Source organism: Parabacteroides goldsteinii DSM 19448 = WAL 12034 (assembly GCF_000969835.1).
GTDB classification, from domain to species: Bacteria; Bacteroidota; Bacteroidia; order Bacteroidales; family Tannerellaceae; genus Parabacteroides; species Parabacteroides goldsteinii.
This window is the reverse complement of the sequence record NZ_KQ033913.1, coordinates 684,860-702,655: the sequence shown is the minus strand read 5'-3', so window position 1 is coordinate 702,655 and position 17,796 is coordinate 684,860. Positions and strand designations below refer to the sequence as shown.

The 17,796-nt window shown below is 46.9% G+C and carries 13 protein-coding genes and 1 tRNA gene; 4 read left to right on the top strand and 10 right to left on the bottom strand.

The window, feature by feature from the left end; all coding sequences use genetic code 11:
* Window positions 1–130 precede the first annotated feature (130 nt).
* Window positions 131–1,426 (top strand): DEAD/DEAH box helicase, encoded by a 1,296-nt coding sequence (locus tag HMPREF1535_RS15945; protein WP_007653271.1) that lies wholly within the window; start codon window positions 131–133, stop codon window positions 1,424–1,426.
* Between the two features lie 194 nt (window positions 1,427–1,620).
* Here the strand turns inward: HMPREF1535_RS15945 and rho are convergent, their stop codons facing one another.
* The 6 genes from rho to HMPREF1535_RS15915 all read right to left on the bottom strand — a co-directional run bounded on the left by rho (window position 1,621) and on the right by HMPREF1535_RS15915 (window position 9,774).
* Complete coding sequence (rho, locus tag HMPREF1535_RS15940) at window positions 1,621–3,648, bottom strand: transcription termination factor Rho (RefSeq protein ID WP_010803566.1); 2,028 nt, start codon at window positions 3,646–3,648, stop codon at window positions 1,621–1,623.
* A gap of 189 nt (window positions 3,649–3,837) precedes the next feature.
* Window positions 3,838–5,178 carry a tRNA lysidine(34) synthetase TilS gene (gene tilS, locus HMPREF1535_RS15935; protein ID WP_046146810.1) on the bottom strand — a complete coding sequence of 447 codons (1,341 nt, stop codon included), beginning with the start codon at window positions 5,176–5,178 and terminating at the stop codon, window positions 3,838–3,840.
* A 104-nt stretch (window positions 5,179–5,282) separates the two neighbouring features.
* Entirely contained in the window at window positions 5,283–6,047 is a 765-nt protein-coding gene (locus tag HMPREF1535_RS15930; RefSeq protein ID WP_007653268.1) for a zinc ribbon domain-containing protein, read from the bottom strand.
* 1 nt (window position 6,048) lies between these two features.
* Window positions 6,049–7,146: a Nif3-like dinuclear metal center hexameric protein gene (locus tag HMPREF1535_RS15925; RefSeq protein ID WP_046146809.1), complete on the bottom strand. Its 1,098-nt coding sequence runs from the start codon at window positions 7,144–7,146 to the stop codon at window positions 6,049–6,051.
* A gap of 3 nt (window positions 7,147–7,149) precedes the next feature.
* The gene (aspS, locus tag HMPREF1535_RS15920) at window positions 7,150–8,907 is read right to left on the bottom strand and encodes an aspartate--tRNA ligase (protein WP_010803569.1); all 1,758 of its coding nucleotides are present in this window, start codon (window positions 8,905–8,907) and stop codon (window positions 7,150–7,152) included.
* A gap of 792 nt (window positions 8,908–9,699) precedes the next feature.
* Window positions 9,700–9,774: transfer RNA gene (locus HMPREF1535_RS15915), tRNA-Pro, on the bottom strand.
* Window positions 9,775–9,990: 216 nt separating this feature from the next.
* On the opposite strand from HMPREF1535_RS15915, the gene HMPREF1535_RS15910 reads away from it, so the two are divergent.
* Window positions 9,991–10,629 (top strand): recombinase family protein, encoded by a 639-nt coding sequence (locus HMPREF1535_RS15910; protein WP_007653257.1) that lies wholly within the window; start codon window positions 9,991–9,993, stop codon window positions 10,627–10,629.
* 81 nt (window positions 10,630–10,710) lie between these two features.
* On the opposite strand, the gene HMPREF1535_RS15905 is transcribed toward HMPREF1535_RS15910, so the two are convergent.
* The 4 genes from HMPREF1535_RS15905 to hypF form a co-directional block, all read right to left on the bottom strand.
* Entirely contained in the window at window positions 10,711–12,771 is a 2,061-nt protein-coding gene (locus tag HMPREF1535_RS15905) for an acetate--CoA ligase family protein (protein WP_007653254.1), read from the bottom strand.
* Window positions 12,772–12,850: 79 nt separating this feature from the next.
* Window positions 12,851–13,606, bottom strand: coding sequence for a hydrogenase nickel incorporation protein HypB (gene hypB, locus HMPREF1535_RS15900; RefSeq protein ID WP_046146808.1), 756 nt, complete (start codon window positions 13,604–13,606; stop codon window positions 12,851–12,853).
* A gap of 16 nt (window positions 13,607–13,622) precedes the next feature.
* Window positions 13,623–13,964, bottom strand: coding sequence for a hydrogenase maturation nickel metallochaperone HypA/HybF (locus tag HMPREF1535_RS15895; RefSeq protein ID WP_007653250.1), 342 nt, complete (start codon window positions 13,962–13,964; stop codon window positions 13,623–13,625).
* Between the two features lie 2 nt (window positions 13,965–13,966).
* A complete protein-coding gene (gene hypF, locus HMPREF1535_RS15890; protein WP_046146807.1) occupies window positions 13,967–16,234 on the bottom strand; it encodes a carbamoyltransferase HypF in 2,268 nt (755 codons plus the stop codon).
* Between the two features lie 178 nt (window positions 16,235–16,412).
* Between hypF and HMPREF1535_RS15885 the strand changes: the two genes are divergently transcribed.
* Window positions 16,413–16,640 (top strand): HypC/HybG/HupF family hydrogenase formation chaperone, encoded by a 228-nt coding sequence (locus HMPREF1535_RS15885; RefSeq protein ID WP_007653246.1) that lies wholly within the window; start codon window positions 16,413–16,415, stop codon window positions 16,638–16,640.
* Complete coding sequence (gene hypD / locus HMPREF1535_RS15880) at window positions 16,637–17,722, top strand: hydrogenase formation protein HypD (RefSeq protein ID WP_046146806.1); 1,086 nt, start codon at window positions 16,637–16,639, stop codon at window positions 17,720–17,722. The genes HMPREF1535_RS15885 and hypD overlap by 4 nt, the downstream gene beginning before the upstream one ends.
* Window positions 17,723–17,796 lie beyond the last annotated feature (74 nt).

The window sequence follows — 17,796 nt, the reverse complement described above, 5'->3', positions numbered from 1 at the left end:
CCCCACTATATAGATATATCAATTTTCAACGCTTACAGAAATTTACAGGACAATTGTTACAAGAGCCGGTGTTACTATTGTAGAATTTGACAAATATTATTTACCTTTACGGAGAATTTAATGATAGAAGATGAGATTTGACGAATTGGATTTAGAAGAGGCCGTATTGGACGGACTCGATGCTATGAATTTTCAGGATACAACTCCTGTACAGGAATTAACGATTCCTGTTATTTTAGAAGGGAAGGATATTATTGCCTGCGCACAAACCGGTACAGGGAAAACAGCAGCCTACGTGCTGCCATTAATTAATCAATTAAGTAAAGGCAATCATCCTGACAATGCGGTCAATGCAGTTATCATGGCTCCAACCCGCGAGTTGGCCCAGCAGATAGACCAGCAGATCGAAGGTTTTACATATTTTGTTCCGGTATCGGCTGTGGCCGTATACGGTGGTACCGACGGAGTTGCCTGGGAGCAACAGAAGCGTGGTATGGAAATGGGGGCCGATATTGTTATCGCCACTCCGGGACGTTTGTTGTCCCACCTGAAACTGGGAACGGTAGACCTTTCACAGGTTTCCTATTTTGTACTGGATGAAGCAGACCGTATGCTGGATATGGGATTTTACGACGACATCATGCAGGTATACAAACAACTGCCTCCTACTTGTCAGACTATCATGTTCTCGGCTACCATGCCTCCCAAAATCCGGACGTTAGCAAAAACAATCCTGAAGAATCCCGAAGAAGTCAAAATAGCCATCTCACGTCCTCCCGAAACAATTATGCAGACGGCCTATATCTGCTATGATCCTCAGAAGCTAAAGATACTCGAAGACCTGTTCCTGCAAAGCCGCCCGCAGCGTGTCATTATTTTCTCTTCCTCCAAAATGAAAGTGAAAGAACTTGCCTCCACCCTGAAACGGATGAAGTTCAATGTAGCTGCCATGCACTCCGACCTGGAGCAGTCGCAGCGCGAGGAAGTAATGAAAGAATTCAAGAACGGACATATCGATATACTGGTGGCAACCGATGTTGTTTCGCGCGGTATCGACATCAACGACATCAAACTGGTGATTAACTACGATATCCCCCACGACCCGGAAGATTACGTACACCGCATCGGCCGTACCGCCCGTGGTACCGGAGGCGAAGGATTAGCCATCACATTCATCAGCATTGAAGAGCAGGCACAATTCAAACGTATTGAAGACTTCCTGGAAAAAGAAGTTTATAAGATTCCTATCGACCCGAAGTTCGGCGAAACCCCGCTATACGAACCTGAAAAGTACGGAAACATGCGCCGCGGACGCGGACGTCCCCGGAAAGATGGTAATAACGGAGGAAGAAACCCCGGAAACAAACGTCCGGGAGGCAACCCCAAAAGCGGCAACCGCCGCGGAAGGCCCCGGAAAGAATCTTAATAATCTATCGAAATACAATACAGACAAATAGAATAGCCTCATAGAGACTTCTGAAAATAGCCCCGAGCCATGCTTGGGGTTTTTATTTATCCGCATATTCCCCTTCAGCATAAAAAACCCGGAGTCAAGAAAACTCCGGGCTAATTAAAAAATCCTATGGGACTTTCGATATATTTTCTTTGATTCCGAATGAATTATCCGTTCATGGAAGCCAGGAACTCCATATTGTCATAAGTCTGTTCCATACGTTTCTTTACAAACTCCATCGCTTCGATCGAGTTCATATCCGACAGATATTTACGAAGGATCCACATACGGTTCAATGTACTTTCATCCTGCAACAGGTCGTCGCGACGAGTACTTGAAGCAGTAATGTCGACAGCCGGATAAATACGTTTGTTGGACAGCTTGCGATCCAACTGCAATTCCATATTACCTGTACCCTTGAACTCTTCAAAGATCACATCGTCCATCTTAGAACCAGTCTCGGTCAATGCTGTTGCCAGAATCGTCAGGCTACCGCCGTTTTCGATATTACGGGCTGCACCAAAGAAACGTTTCGGCTTCTGTAATGCGTTCGCATCCACACCACCGGAAAGAACCTTACCGGAAGCCGGCTGAACTGTGTTATAAGCACGTGCCAGACGAGTAATGGAATCTAACAGGATCACTACATCGTGACCGCATTCAACCATACGTTTTGCCTTGTTCAAAACGATTTCGGCAATCTTTACGTGGCGTTCTGCCGGTTCGTCGAAAGTAGAAGCGATCACTTCCGCATCGACGCTACGAGCCATATCGGTTACTTCCTCCGGACGTTCGTCAATCAACAGGATGATCATATATACTTCCGGATGGTTTGCTGCAATCGCATTGGCGATATCTTTCAGCAACATGGTTTTACCGGTCTTAGGCTGTGCTACGATCAGACCACGCTGTCCTTTACCGATCGGCGAGAACAGGTCGACTACGCGAACGGCGATATTGTCGTATACTTTCGGAGCCTTGCGTGCTGTAAGCATGAATTTTTCATCCGGGAAAAGCGGTGTCAGATGATCGAAAGGAACGCGGTCGCGCACTTCTTCCGGCGAACGGCCGTTGATCTTGTCCACTTTTACCAGCGGGAAATATTTTTCACCTTCCTTCGGCGGACGGATAGCACCTTCCACCACGTCACCAGTCTTCAGTCCGAACAGTTTGATCTGCGACTGCGATACATAAATATCGTCCGGTGAAGTCAGATAGTTATAATCGGAAGAACGCAGAAAACCATAACCATCCTGCATCATTTCCAATACGCCTGTACCGATCAGGATACCGTCAAACTCGTATTGCTTTTCCTGCGATGCATTATTATTGTTATTGTTGCGCTGATTATTGTGGTTGTTATTCTGGTTGTTCTGTCTGTTGTTGTTATTCTGACGGGGCGTGTTCTGTTGCTGCGGTTGCGGAGCGGCCTGCGGTTCAGGCTGCTGCGGTGCAGCTTTTTCCTGTTTGGCAGGTGAAGGAGAGAACGGGAAGAGTTGGTCGAGAACCGACTTGGTGTCCGGGTGTCTGAATACAACCCTTTTAGGTTCGTTCGCTGCCGGAGCCTCTGCTGCCGGTACTTCCGAAGCCTTTTCAACGACCGGTTCTGCGGGGGACGCCGGAGCTACGGGAGCCGTTTCGACTACCGGCAACTCTTCGGGAGCGCCTTCAACTACAACCGGAGGTAATAAAGGCTTTTCTACAACCACTTCCGTTGTGACAGTCTGAGGAGTTTTCGAAACTTTCACTTCGTCCGTCTGATTAGCCGGAGCAACTGCACCAGCTACTTTTTCCTTCTTTTCAATACGTACTCTTTTCTTACGTTCGGGTTGTTCCTTTTTTTCTGCAACTACAGCTGCCTGCTTTTCTTCAACGGGTTGCGTGGCTTTAGGGGCGGCAACCTCAGCAGCTTCAGCTTTTACAGCTTTCGGTTTGCTTTCAGCCTTCGGCGCTTTTGCAGCAGCCGTTTTAGAAGGTTTCTTTGCTTTTGTCTGCTTTTCAGCCTTCTTAGCTTCTTTTTCTTTCTCCTTTTCTGCCTGTTGACCTGCGTATGAGATAGCCTGTTCATCAAGAATGCGATAAACAAGTTCTTCTTTTTTCAAAGAACTTATTTTCTTAATTCCCAACTCTTCCGCTATACTCTGCAATTCAGGAAGGAGTTTTTCATTTAGTTCTAGAATGTTATATTTCTGCATATTGAGAAGTGAGTAAATAAAACGGTACACGATAAAAGATTATACAATACGTGCATTACCGCTATCATTGTATCTTAATAGTTTTTGATAATAAAAATTTCAATGTAAAAAACCGGATTGTTTAGCTAATTTGAATCATTAGTAACACATCTGCGGAGCAAATCTTTGCAAATGTAAGAACATTTTTAATTATTCTATTATTTTTGTCGAAAAAAAATTCACAACCAGCACACTCTTAGTCGTTTTGTCGATACAAAAACGATTGTCAGAGCGCTCTCCCACAATCCAGAGGATGTTTTCACCGCTACAAAGGAGCCATGTCTGCTCTTTGTCCATGCGGCTGAATTTATGATCTGAGAAATAATCGCTCAGTTTCTTACGGCCTTTCATTCCAAAGGGAATAAACCAATCACCTTCTTTCCATTTACGAAGTGTCAGGGGAAACGAGAGTTTGTCGTAATCAAAATAGGCGATACGTTTATCCTTCCGGAAACAGAAGTCAGTAGTAATAACAGATTTAAAGAAAGAAAGTTCAACCGGACCCCGCCAGACCTCTTCTACGATATCATCTGCGGTAAAAGTATATTCCTGCTCTTCTTCTTTCTTTACAGGCGAAAGCAGCAAATATTCACGGTCTTTCAGCAAGCGATAGTCGGTCGAGTAGAACATTTTGCCCGATTCTCCCGTCAGCGAACGGAACACATCGTCGGCCACCTGCCGGATAAAACCGTAAGGTTTCAGCAATTCATACAGGATCGTTGCCGGAGAAGGATACTCCATCAGGCGGGCAATCGGGATACGGAGATCTTCTTTCACCAATTCCCGGCGCGCCTTTTCCACCACATGCAGATAGATAGCCTCTGTTTCGGCCAGATGATCGGCTGTACGCGCAATAGCCGCTTTTACAGAAGGATTCAACTCTTCCAGCAAAGGAAGTACACGCAGACGGATAAAGTTACGTGTATAGGCATCCGACAAGTTCGTGCTGTCGGTTACATAAGATAGCTGCTGTTCAGCAAGCCAATCCAGTATCTCGCTACGGCTGACAGCCAGCAAAGGGCGCACCACATAACCGTTTTTAGGCCGGATCCCTCCCACCCCACGGATTCCTGTGCCACGGACCAGGTTCATCAATACGGTTTCCACACTGTCGTCGCGATGATGGGCCACGGCAATCGCTTGTGCACCCAAACGCAGCCTCATCTCTTCAAACCAGTTATAACGCAGTTCGCGGGCCGCCATCTCGATAGAAAGATGATGTTCGACTCCATAAGCCGTAGTATCAAAGTCTATTTTATAGAAAGGAACATCCAGTGTACGTGCCATCTCCCGGGCAAACTGTTCATCGCGGACAGACTCGTCGCCGCGCAGATGAAAATTACAATGCAGGGCGACACAAGGATAATCGAGCTGCACAAGCAAAGCAAGCAAGGCAACCGAATCGGCTCCCCCACTCAAACCAACCAGCACAGGCCCGTCACCGGACAACAACTGTTGTTTCTCTATGTATGTACGGACAATATTCCTCATTGGTACAAAAAAATCAGGCACGGATTACGCAGATTCCACAGTCTAATCAAATAAGAACCGTGTTAATCCGTGTAATCCGTGCCTTAAAAATTATAGATGTAATTTTAATCTTCTATACCTGCCAGTTCCGGGTCGATCATGATACGTCCGCAATATTCGCAAACGATCACTTTCTTACGCAACTTGATATCCATCTGTTTCTGAGGCGGAATCTTGTTGAAGCAACCGCCGCAGGCATCACGCTGGATATAAACGACAGCCAAACCGTTGCGGGCACCTTTACGGATACGCTTGAATGCAGTCAGCAAACGGGGTTCGATTGTTGTTTCCAGTTTTTTAGCCTTTTCGCGCAGTCTTTCTTCTTCCTGCTTTGTTTCAGAAATGATTTCTTCCAGTTCACTTTTTTTCTGAACCAGGTCAGCCTTACGGCCGTCCAGTCTTTCGGTAAGCTGGGCAATCTCTTCTTTCTTATGGTTAATCGCTTCGCCGAATTCGCGGATCTTCTTTTCAGAAAATTCGATTTCAAGTCCCTGGAATTCGATTTCCTTTGACAGGTTATCAAATTCGCGGTTGTTGCGCACGTTATCCAGTTGCGATTTATATCTCTCGATCAGTCCGGTAGATTCTGTAATTCTGTGTTTCTGTTCAACAACAGCACTCTCATAATCCTGGATCTCCGACTGATAGTTCTGAAGACGGGTTTCCAATCCTGCAATCTCATCTTCCAGGTCCTGAACTTCCAGGGGAAGCTCTCCACGAAGCGTTTTGATCTTATCAATTTCAGTCATCATCGTCTGAAGTTGATAAAGCGTAGAAAGCTTTTCTTCAACTGTATACTCTTTTTCAGCTGATTGTTTATCTGTAGCCATTCTATAAATATTTTACCGGGTTTGAATTAACATTCGAAAAATGTACGGCAAAGGTAGGGAATTTTTTCGATATTATGTTATAAAAGATGTCTTTTGTACATACTTCGGATTCATAATGGCCTATTACAGCCAGCAGAATACGATCCTCTACATCATAAAAGTCATTGTATTTGGCCTCACCTGTAATGAACACGTCCGCACCGTAGGCTATCGCATCTTTTATCAGGAATGCACCACTGCCGCCACACAAGGCCACTTCACGTATCGGCTTGCCTGTAAAGGCCGAATGCTTCACGCAACCGACCTGAAAGAGGTCTTTTATCCGTTGCAGAAAAACCAACTCGTCCTCTTCTTCGGGCAACTCTCCCACTATCCCCGAACCGACCTGGTCCCAGGTATTATTCAAAGGATAGAAATCGAACACAGGTTCTTCGTACGGATGGACCGAAAGCAGGGCGCGTGTAATCGTCGATTTACGAAAAGCAGGTAATATCGTTTCGATGCGGATTTCGCGCTCCACATGCAACTCTCCCACTTCACCACAAAACGGATTTGTACCCTCTCCGGCACGGAAAGTCCCCTTGCCTGCCAGATTGAAGCTGCATGAATCATAAGCACCGACAGTGCCGGCACCGGCATTGAACAAGGTAGTCCGTACCAACTCCGCATACACCTCGGGCACGAAAGTAACCAGTTTCAGCAAGGCTCCTTTCTGAGGACTCAGCACACGTACATTTTCCAGTCCGATCAGTTCCGCCAAACGGAAGTTAACACCTCCGGCAGCATTATCGAGGTTGGTATGGGCGGCATAGATCACCAGGTCATACTTGCATGCCTTTATCATACATCGCTCGATATAAGTGGAACCGGTCAACGACTTGAATGCTTTAAAGGCTAAAGGATGATGTGAAATAATCAGGTTACACCCCATTTCTATCGCCTCGTCGACCACCTCTTCGGTAACGTCCAGGCAAAGAAGCGCACCGGTGGCAAGCTGGTTCACATCACCTACCTGCACACCTGCATTGTCAAAGCTTTCCTGCAATGGCAACGGAGCGTATTGCTCCAATTCTTTCAGAACATCCTTTATCCGTATCATAATTTATTCTTTTACGTCTACTTTCAGACACAATTCATCCAGCTGCACGTCGTCGATAACAGACGGAGCATCGAGCATGACATCGCGACCGGAATTGTTTTTTGGGAAAGCGATACAGTCGCGGATTGAATCGAGACCGGCAAATAAAGACACCCAACGGTCCAGACCATAAGCCAGACCTCCATGAGGCGGCGCACCATACTTGAAAGCATTCATCAGGAAGCCGAACTGAGACTGTGCTCTTTCTTCGGTGAATCCCAACAACTGAAACATCTTATCCTGCAATTTGCTGTCATGGATACGGATAGAACCTCCACCCACTTCAACACCATTGATAACCATATCGTAAGCATTAGCACGTACGGCACCCGTATCGCTATCCAGCAACGGAATATCTTCCGGCTTCGGAGAGGTGAACGGATGGTGCATAGCATAGAAACGCTGATCTTCTTCGCTCCACTCGAACAGAGGGAAGTCAACCACCCACAGACAAGCAAACTTGTTCTTATCGCGCAATCCCAACTGGCTCGCCACTTCAAGACGCAATTCGCAAAGCTGTTTGCGGGTCTTCATCGCATTATCGCCTGAAAGGATCAGGATCAGGTCGCCCGGTTTTGCCCCGAAGGCTTCCTTCATCTGTTGCAATGTTTCCTGTGTATAGAATTTGTCTACGCTCGACTTCACGCTGCCATCGGCTTCTACGCGGGCATATACCATACCCTTCGCTCCTACCTGCGGACGTTTAACGAATTCAGTCAACGCATCCAGTTGTTTACGTGTATAAGTTGCTGCCCCTTCTGCACAGATACCGCCAACATAAGCAGCATCATCGAATACAGAGAAACCATGACCTTTCATGATATCCATCAATTCGACAAACTTCATGCCGAAACGCAGGTCGGGTTTGTCGCTACCATAATATTTCATAGCATCGTGCCAAGTCATGCGCTGGAACGGCTCTTTAATTTCGATGCCACGGATTACCTTGAACAGATGTTTTGCCATACCTTCAAAGATATTCAACACATCTTCCTGCTCAACGAAACTCATTTCGCAGTCAATCTGTGTAAATTCCGGTTGACGGTCGGCACGCAGGTCTTCGTCGCGGAAACATTTCACGATCTGGAAATAACGGTCGAAACCGGAAACCATCAGCAACTGCTTCAAGGTCTGCGGTGACTGCGGTAATGCATAGAACTGTCCCGGATTCATACGTGAAGGAACAACGAAGTCGCGGGCACCTTCGGGAGTTGAATTTACCAACACCGGAGTTTCCACTTCCAGGAATCCCTGTTTATCCAGATAGTTACGAACTTCGAAAGCCATGCGGTGGCGCAGTTCCAGATTCTTACGAACGGCATTACGACGCAAGTCCAGATAACGGTATTTCATACGCAGGTCGTCGCCGCCATCCGTTTCATCTTCGATCGTGAAAGGAGGAGTTACTGCTGCATTCAGTACATTCAGTTCCGAAACAATCAGTTCGATATCCCCTGTCGGAATATTTTTGTTCTTGCTGGAACGTTCTCTGACAGTTCCTGTTACCTGAATCACATACTCACGGCCCAGTTTGTTTGCTTTTTCACAAAGATCAGCATCTACTTCCTGATTGAATACCAGCTGGGTTATACCATAACGGTCACGAAGATCGACAAACGTCATACCGCCCATCTTACGAGTTCTCTGCACCCATCCGGCTAAAGTAACCACCAGACCTTCGTCTGCCAGGCGCAAGTTTCCACATGTTCTTGTTCTATACATCTTTTTAAAGATTTATTTGTTTTAATTCCATGAATCAAAAGTATACATACAATGTATCTGTAAAATACTATTGTACTCTACGCGCAGCCGGTCTGCAAAGATAATACTATATTCATTAACTGTAATATTTTCATTGAAATTAAAAGAAAAACAGGATAACCAAACTAAAGATACTTGTAATTACTCAACATAAAACAACTGTCATACTATCATAACACAAACCTCATCAATTGATATTCAAAGCCATGCATCGTATGATAGTTTAGATGATACGGATCGACACAACCATCATACTATCATAAACACACCTACATTTTATCACGCAGTATATTGTTTATTTTCAACAACATAACGACCCATTTACGCTGAGACCCGGGTCTGTTTACCCTTTACACCCAGGTCTCAGCACAGTTCAAACCCGGGTGTAAAAGGTACTCAAATAGGGGTCTCAGAGAAATAATCCGCTTATTCTCCGCAAAAAAAGCCATAATATCACTAAAAAAAGAAGCATATATAATGTAAAATAGCTCACCGACAATACATTCAGGCACCTTATATTTTCGATAAACAGGAAGATATGATAGTTAAATGAGGATTATGACAGTTGCCATGATAGTTATTTCAAACAACTATCATAGAAATACACATTGATATTCAATCAATACAAAAGAAAAATGAGAGTATGACAGTTTATTTGTAAAAAACTAACCAGGAAAGAAAAGTTTGGATAATATATCATATAGATTAAAAAAACAGAAAGAGAACCAACCAATTCGTTGATTCTCTTTCTTGTCGGGGTACCAGGATTCGAACCTGGGACCCCCTGCTCCCAAAGCAGGTGCGCTAACCGGACTGCGCTACACCCCGTTTTGCAATCCCTTTATTGTCGATTGCGGTGCAAAGGTAAGCATTTATTTTTATCCACCAAATATTTCGTGTTCTTTTTTAATTGTTTATTTTCGCATCTGTTTAATTACAAGATTTAAAGGAAAGGAGGTGAAACAGCAGAAAGAAGGACAAGCAGACATGAACATATTGCTAGCCAATATGTTATAATATAAACGTATCAACATTAAAAATAGTATGATAATTGCCTATACACGAACATATTCAAACAAGCAACAAAGTGACAATCAAAAAAACGCGATTGAGCAGTTTGCCGCGAACAATAACATGACTATAGACAAATGGCATAAAGATACACGAACAACATCCTCACGACATAAGAACAGGCTTGAAGATATTATAAAAAATATGGAGGCCGGCGATACATTAATTGTAGCCGATGTCACACGCCTGAGCCGGAGGTTGATGGAAATTATGCATTTGATATTATTATGTATTGAAAAAAAGATCACTCTTTACTGTCTCAAAGAAGGGTATACTTTTGAAAACAATGTCGACAGCAAAACGTTAGCATTTACTTTTGGGCTCGTCTCGGAAATTGAAAGCAAACTAATCTCGACACGGACAAAAGAATCGCTGGAAATTACCAGAAGTCGGGGCACAACCCTCGGACGCCCGAAAGGTACTCCCAAAATGGACCACCTACTTGCGCAGAAAGAACAGATAGAAAAGGAACTCAACGAAGAAAATGCTACGTACGCCGAACTGGCCGAGTATTACCAGGTATCGCTCAGTAGCTTTAAAAAATTTGTCAGAGATAATATTCCGCCGTCACTTCCCGGACGAAAAAGAAGAGGAAGAAAACAGGCTGAATAGTACAAATAAACGAAGGGGAATTGAAACAAATCGACAGGCTTACGTTTCAATTCCCCTTTTTATTAATATCTGTCAGAGATATTATTTTTCTATCCGGATACGGGCGTCTACCGCAAATAATCCCCGGTCGGTTGCAACCAGCGGGTTAATATCCATTTCTTTTATTTCAGAAGCAAAACGGAGCAAAGTAGAAAGACGGACTATAATATCTGCATATTGTTGCTCGTCGATACCTTTCTGCCCGCGTGTACCTTTAATAATCGGATAACCGCGTAAAGAACGAATCATTGAAAAGGTCTCGTCATAGGATAACGGAGCCAGACCGTAAGAAACATCTTTCAGTACTTCGACAAAAATACCTCCCAGACCGCAAAGGATTACATGCCCGAAACCTTCCTCATACTTCGCCCCGAGGAACAACTCCTGCCCTTTCAGCATAGGCTGTACCATAATTGCCGTCACATCCGGCAGGCGCATCATACGTTCAAACTCAAACAACAAGTGCTCCTCACTGCGGATATTCAGGGCTACACCGCCAATATCACTTTTATGTACAGGACCGACCACCTTTGCCACAACAGGGAATTTTACACGTTTGGCAAAAGCAATCAACTCGTCTTTGTCGGTCGATGTAAACTCTTCCACCAATGGGATATTGGCAGCACCCAACAGCGTGCGAACCTGTTCGGGAGCCAGATAACCGTTGGATGGCAACTGGTCGATGATACGACGCACTTCGGGCACATTGACACCATATAATTGTATATCGGTACTCATCGGCTTCGGCGTATTGATCACACGGGAAAGAGCCGTACCCAAAGTCACCTCGTCCGAGAAATTCACATGTCCCTTTTTCACAAAGCTGCGCACTTCCGGGCCGGCAGTTACGATAGAAGGCAATACCGGGAAGATTGGTTTCTTACACTCTTCCATCTTTTTATGAAGTACTTCGTATGTATCATATAGTTTCACCAGGCCGGGACTTCCGAAAATAACCATCATCAAATCGACTTCCTCAAACTTATTTTCACAGAAGTCTATTGCCGTAGCCAGATGCTCCGGTGTTCCCGTTCCGATAATATCAATCGGATTGCTAACGGCTGCCCCGGGATATAACTTGGATTTCAACTCGGTCGCTATCGGACCTTCCAGGTTGGGAACGTTCAGACGGCCTTTGGAAAGAGCATCCGCCAACATGACGGCAGGGCCTCCGGCGTGTGTAATGATTGCACAGTTTTTTCCTTTTACCTCTTTCAAGGTGAAAATACAAGCAACCGTCGTTAGCTCTTCACGGCTGAAACAACGTACGATACCGGCTTTACGGAACAGAGCCTCCACAGCCGAATCCGAACTCGCAATCGCACCGGTATGCGAGGAAGCAGCACGCTTGCCCGATTCGGTGCTTCCAGCTTTGATGGCTGCGATATGACAACCTTTGCGAATCAGCGAAGCGGCATGATACAATAATTTATCGGGATTCTTAATCTGTTCGATATAAAGCATCTTGATTTTGGAATCGAGCACAGGATCAAAGTTACGGTCCATATACTCAATCACCTCCTCTACCCCAATCTGCTTGGAGTTGCCAACCGACCATACAGAAGAAAAACGCAAGCCTTTTGTCAATGCCGATTCAATGATGAAAAGCGCCGTACCGCCGGAACTGGAGACGAAGTCGACTCCGTCGGGATGAAATTCGGGGATAGGCTGTGTAAACACTCCATGAAAATTCATATTCATCAGTCCGATACAGTTCGGGCCAATCATGGAGGCTCCTGCTTCGTTCACACTATCCAGCATCTGATTTTCGAGGATAGCCCCCTCGTGGGTCTCTTCGCCAAAACCGGCGGAAACCACGATAAATGCTTTTACATTTTTCTGTTTAGCCAGGATATCAACAGCTTCGGGACATGAAGGACCGGGAATCGATATGATAGCCATTTCCGTATCCGGAATATCCTGCACGGAATGATACGATTTCAGACCTTGCACGTCGTCTTCCCTGGCATTCACGACATACAGTTCTCCTTTATATTTGCCATCAAGGAGATTTCGTACCAAACGCCCACCCGGCTTGTGTACATTATTCGAGCCGCCTACTACGACTATGCTCTTCGGGTCGATTAATTCTCGGTTAATCATAACACTTTGATTATTTTGATTCAATGAACTGGAACAAATATAGCTTTTTTATCCATTTATCCATCGAAACAGGGGTTATTTATTTACATTTTGCACATTCTGAGCACAACCAGTCGCACCAGGCCTCCATGCCGTCCCCTTTCGTTGCCGACACTTCAAACACCTGCAAATGATGGTTCACCTTTAAAGCATTACTCTTCAAGGTCTCTATATCGGTATTCAGATAAGGTGCCAGGTCTGTCTTATTGATTACGCAAACATCGGCTTCTGCAAAGATGTGCGGATATTTCAACGGCTTATCGTCACCTTCGGTCGTGCTAACGATAACGACTTTCTTTGCTTCGCCCAGGTCGAACATGGCAGGACAAACAAGGTTGCCGACGTTCTCTATAAAAAGTATCGAGTGATCGGCCGGTGCCAGATGTTTGACTGCGTGGTTCACCATATCGGCTTCCAGATGGCAGCCAGTCCCGGTGTTGACCTGGAAAACGGGGATATCCAGTGCGGCAATGCGGTCGGCATCATTAGAAGTCTGTTGGTCTCCCTCGACGACATACAAAGGGAGTTTGCCTTTCAGGCGGCGCACGGTTTCCTCCAGCAACGTAGTCTTTCCGGAACCGGGCGAACTCATCAGGTTCAGGCAGAAGATTTCCTTTGCCTCAAAATAACCGCGGTTGCGCTCCGCCAGCAGATTGTTCCGCCGGAGTATATCCTGTTCAAGAGTTATTACCTTATCCTCATCGTGATGGTGATGATGATGTTCATGGCCATGTTCATGAGGATGGTCGTGTTCGTGATGATGGTGGTGTTCTCCACACCCGCAAGTTCCACACATAAGCGTTTTGTATTTATTATTTAATAACAATAGATTTTACACGAAGTTCTTTTCCTTTAATGATTTTAACACAATAGGAACCGCATGCCGGGCAAGGCGTGAACAGAGTCTCCATCGGGAAAGTCTGCCCGCAACCGGTACACATGCCCTCACCGTCAATGATATGGCGGACAATCGAAGCATGTTCGAGCAGGGAACCTTTCACTGCGCTTTCCAGTGCGAAATCAAGCGTATGCAATTCCACACCCGCCAAGCGGCCGATTTCCAGTTCCAGTTCCTCGACGGCTTCCGAATGACGGCTGCGCGCCTGTTCTTCGGCCAGTTCTACGATACTCTGTGCAATAGACATTTCGTGCATAATCAGTCTTTTTTATTCCGGGAAGCGGCAATGGCCAGCTGGCCGACGGCAACTCCCCCGTCATTACATGGTATACGGCCCGGGACGTACAACGGGATGCCTTTTGCGGCAAATAAACGTTGCAACTGTTCCGTCAACCTTTTATTTTGAAAACAGCCGCCGGAGATAACCACGCGGGTCGCTCCGGTCTGTTGCAGATGGCGTGCGGCCTCGTCGAGCAGCAGGAAAGCCATCGTATTATGGAACCGGGCAGCCAGGTCACCGACGGAGACTCCGGAAGCACAATCGTTCAACAGTCCCTCAAACAAGGGACGGAAGGATATAACACCTTCCTTTATTATAACCGGATAACGCGCCGACTGTTCACTGCCGGCTGCCTGCTCCAGTTTTACAGGAGCCTCGGCCTGATGGGTCGACACATCGCACAACCCCAAGAGGGAGGCGACGGCATCAAACAGCCGGCCGGCACCCGAGGTATAGGGCGTATTGACGCCTCTCTCCATCATCGTCATCAGCAGGCGGATTTTATCCGCACCTACCCGTTCGGGAAAGCCTTCCGGGAAACAGGCGGAATCTCCCCAATAATGCCACAGATAAGCGACGACCATCCGCCAGGGTTCCACAGCCGCCTTATCGCCGCCGGGCAGCGGGACATATTCAAAATGCGAGAGGCGGCGGTACTCTTTGCGGTCGCAGAGGAAGAACTCACCTCCCCAGACCTTTCCGTCTTCACCCAGCCCCGTCCCGTCCAGGACGATGGCAACCACTTTCTCATGCAAGCCATATTCCAGCATGCAGGCTGCCGCATGGGCATGATGATGTTGTATTTTCAGCAAAGGCAATCCGGTACGTGCGGCAACGCGCTCCGCTTCCTGCAATGAGAGATAATCAGGATGCATATCGCAAGCCAGTACAGAAGGGGTAAAACGAAAAAGATGCCGGAAGCGGTCCAGCGATTCCGTGTAGAAGCAGAATGTCTCCCAGTTCTTCAGGTCACCGATATACTGGCTTTGCAGAATGGTATCCCCTTTTCCCAGGGCAAACGTATTTACTTTCTCCGCACCGAAAGCCAGGATACCTTCCACGGGAATGTCGGCAAAGAATGGCTCCGGTACATAGCCGCGCGAACGGCGCACCAGGCAAGGTTGCCCGCCGCAAACCTGAAGGACTGAATCGTCCACCCGGTTATGAATATCCCTGTTATGGTGAAGCAGGAGAGCGACCTTTCCGGACAACTGCTCCGCGGCTTCGTCCGGAGTTATGGCGATAGGGTAATCGCTCAGGTTGCCGCTTGTCATCACCAGGGCCGGTGTGTCGAGGGCGGCAAACCAATCCTCATGCAACGGCATATAAGGCAACATACAACCCAAGGTCCGCATGCCGCGGTTTATATCGTCCGCCAGTGCTTTCTTTTGTTTCAGCAAGACAATCGGGCGGCGCCAGGAGGACAGACAGTCTTCTTCGACCGGGCCCGCCTCCGCATAGTGCCGCAAATGTTCCATATCGCGGAACATAACGGCAAAAGGCTTGCTGTCACGTTGCTTTATCGCCCGCAAACGTGCCACCGCCTCCCCGTTCAGGGCATCGCATATCAGATGATAACCGCCAATGCCTTTCGCCGCTATCACTTCGCCTTCACGAAGCAGGCGGACGGAGAGGTCCAGCAACTTATCGTACTCCTTTATCTTTACATTATTATATATGGCATAATAGAAAGGCCCGCAATGATTGCAGGCCACAGGCTGTGCATGGAAACGGCGGTCGCTTACCGTCGTGTATTCCCTCCGGCAGTCGGGACACATGGCAAAGGCGGCCATCGTGGTCTGCTTCCGGTCGTAAGGCAAATCGCGGATGATAGAGAAACGGGGGCCGCAATGCGTACAGTTGATAAAAGGATAACGCAGGCGATGCGGCTGCCTCATCCGGTCGGAAAGGCATTCGGGACAAACAGCGATATCGGGCGCCACCTGCGTCACCTCCTCCGAATCGGAACGGCTGGGTGTAATCATAAAATCCGGATAATCCGTATCTGCAACATCGGCTTCTTCCCATTGAACACTATGGATCGAAGCAACTGCCGGATGCTCATTTCTGATCCGGGAAATAAAAAGTTCCCGCTGCTCCGGAGTCAGGATCGCACGGATCGACACTCCGTTATTCCGGTTACCGACCTCTCCTTTTATCTTCATCTCATTTGCTATACGATAGATAAAAGGACGAAAGCCAACGCCTTGCACTAACCCACGGATTGTCAATATCGATATTCTCACACTGTTTGTTTTACTATGCTCACAAATATAGAGGGTTTAAGTTTAACAAACAACCGAACCCGGCAACAATAGAGATAACTTTTATCTATAAATTAATAGATAATATGTATCATTTAACACACCTTTTCCCAAACATATTGCCTACTTTTGGAGTTGTTAATAAAAAACAAATCAGCTTATGTGTCTGGCAATACCTGGTAAAATTATAAGCATAGACCGTTCCGAGCCTGAGCTGGCCATGGCCAGAGTTGACTTTAGCGGCATCACCAAAAACATTTGCATCCAATGGGTCGATGTGACGGAAGGCGATTATATCCTGGCGCATGCCGGAATGGCGATCTCCGTAGTGAATGCACGAGAGGCAGAAGAAACACTGGAAGATTTAAAGAAACTCCAACGCTTATGAAGTACGTCGATGAATATAGAAATAACGAACAGGTACAGGCACTCCTGCGGGCTATCCGAAAGGTAACGACCCGGCCGTGGCACATCATGGAGATATGCGGCGGGCAAACCCATGCCATTGCCCGTTACCGCCTGGAAGAGATGCTGCCACAGGAAATCCGGCTACTTCACGGGCCGGGATGCCCGGTTTGTGTGACTCCGGTTAGTCTGATTGACCAGGCACTTGAACTGGCGGGACAATCCGATATTATTCTGGCTTCGTTTGGTGACATGATGCGTGTGCCGGGCACAAAAGAAGATTTATTACAGGCAAAAGCACACGGTGCAGATGTTCGAATGCTTTATTCCCCGCTCGATGCGGTCGAACTGGCGGAAACAAATCCAAAGAAAGAAGTTGTCTTTTTCGCCATTGGCTTTGAAACAACCGCCCCTGTTCATATGATGGCGTTAAAAGAGGCACAACGGCGAAAGTTAAGCAATTTCTCGTTACTCACGTCACTGTTCACAGTTCCTCCGGCCATAGACGCGATTCTTTCGGACCCGGGAAGTAAGGTAGACGGATTTCTGACCGCCGGACACGTCTGTGCCATCACCGGAAACTCTGCTTACCACAAGCTGGCCGAACAATATAAAACGCCGATGGTCGTCACAGGCTTCGAGCCGGTCGACCTGCTATACGGCATTTATCGTTGCCTGCTCCAGTTGGAAGGCGGAAGCCACATTGTCGAGAATGCCTACCGGCGTGCCGTCCCCGAAACGGGTAACCCGGCCGCCCGCGCATTGATGGACGAAACGCTCGAGGCATGCGACCAGGAGTGGCGGGGCATCGGCATCATTCCCCACAGCGGTTTACGATTAAAGAAAACATATGCAGCCTATTCCTCCCGGGAGAAATTCCCATTCCATCCGAATGGAACAGAAATCCCATCCGAATGTATTGCCGGAGACATCATGCGGGGCGTGAAACAACCCGCCGACTGTCCTTTCTTCGGAAAGGGTTGTTCGCCGGAACGCCCGAAAGGTGCACCGATGGTTTCATCGGAAGGAGTTTGTGCGGCTTACTATAAATATAGAAAAATATGAACTATCCCGTTCCCGTGCTTGACACGGGATCGCAGAGGCATAGACCGTTTCCTATATGTATCTTTTGATACAGC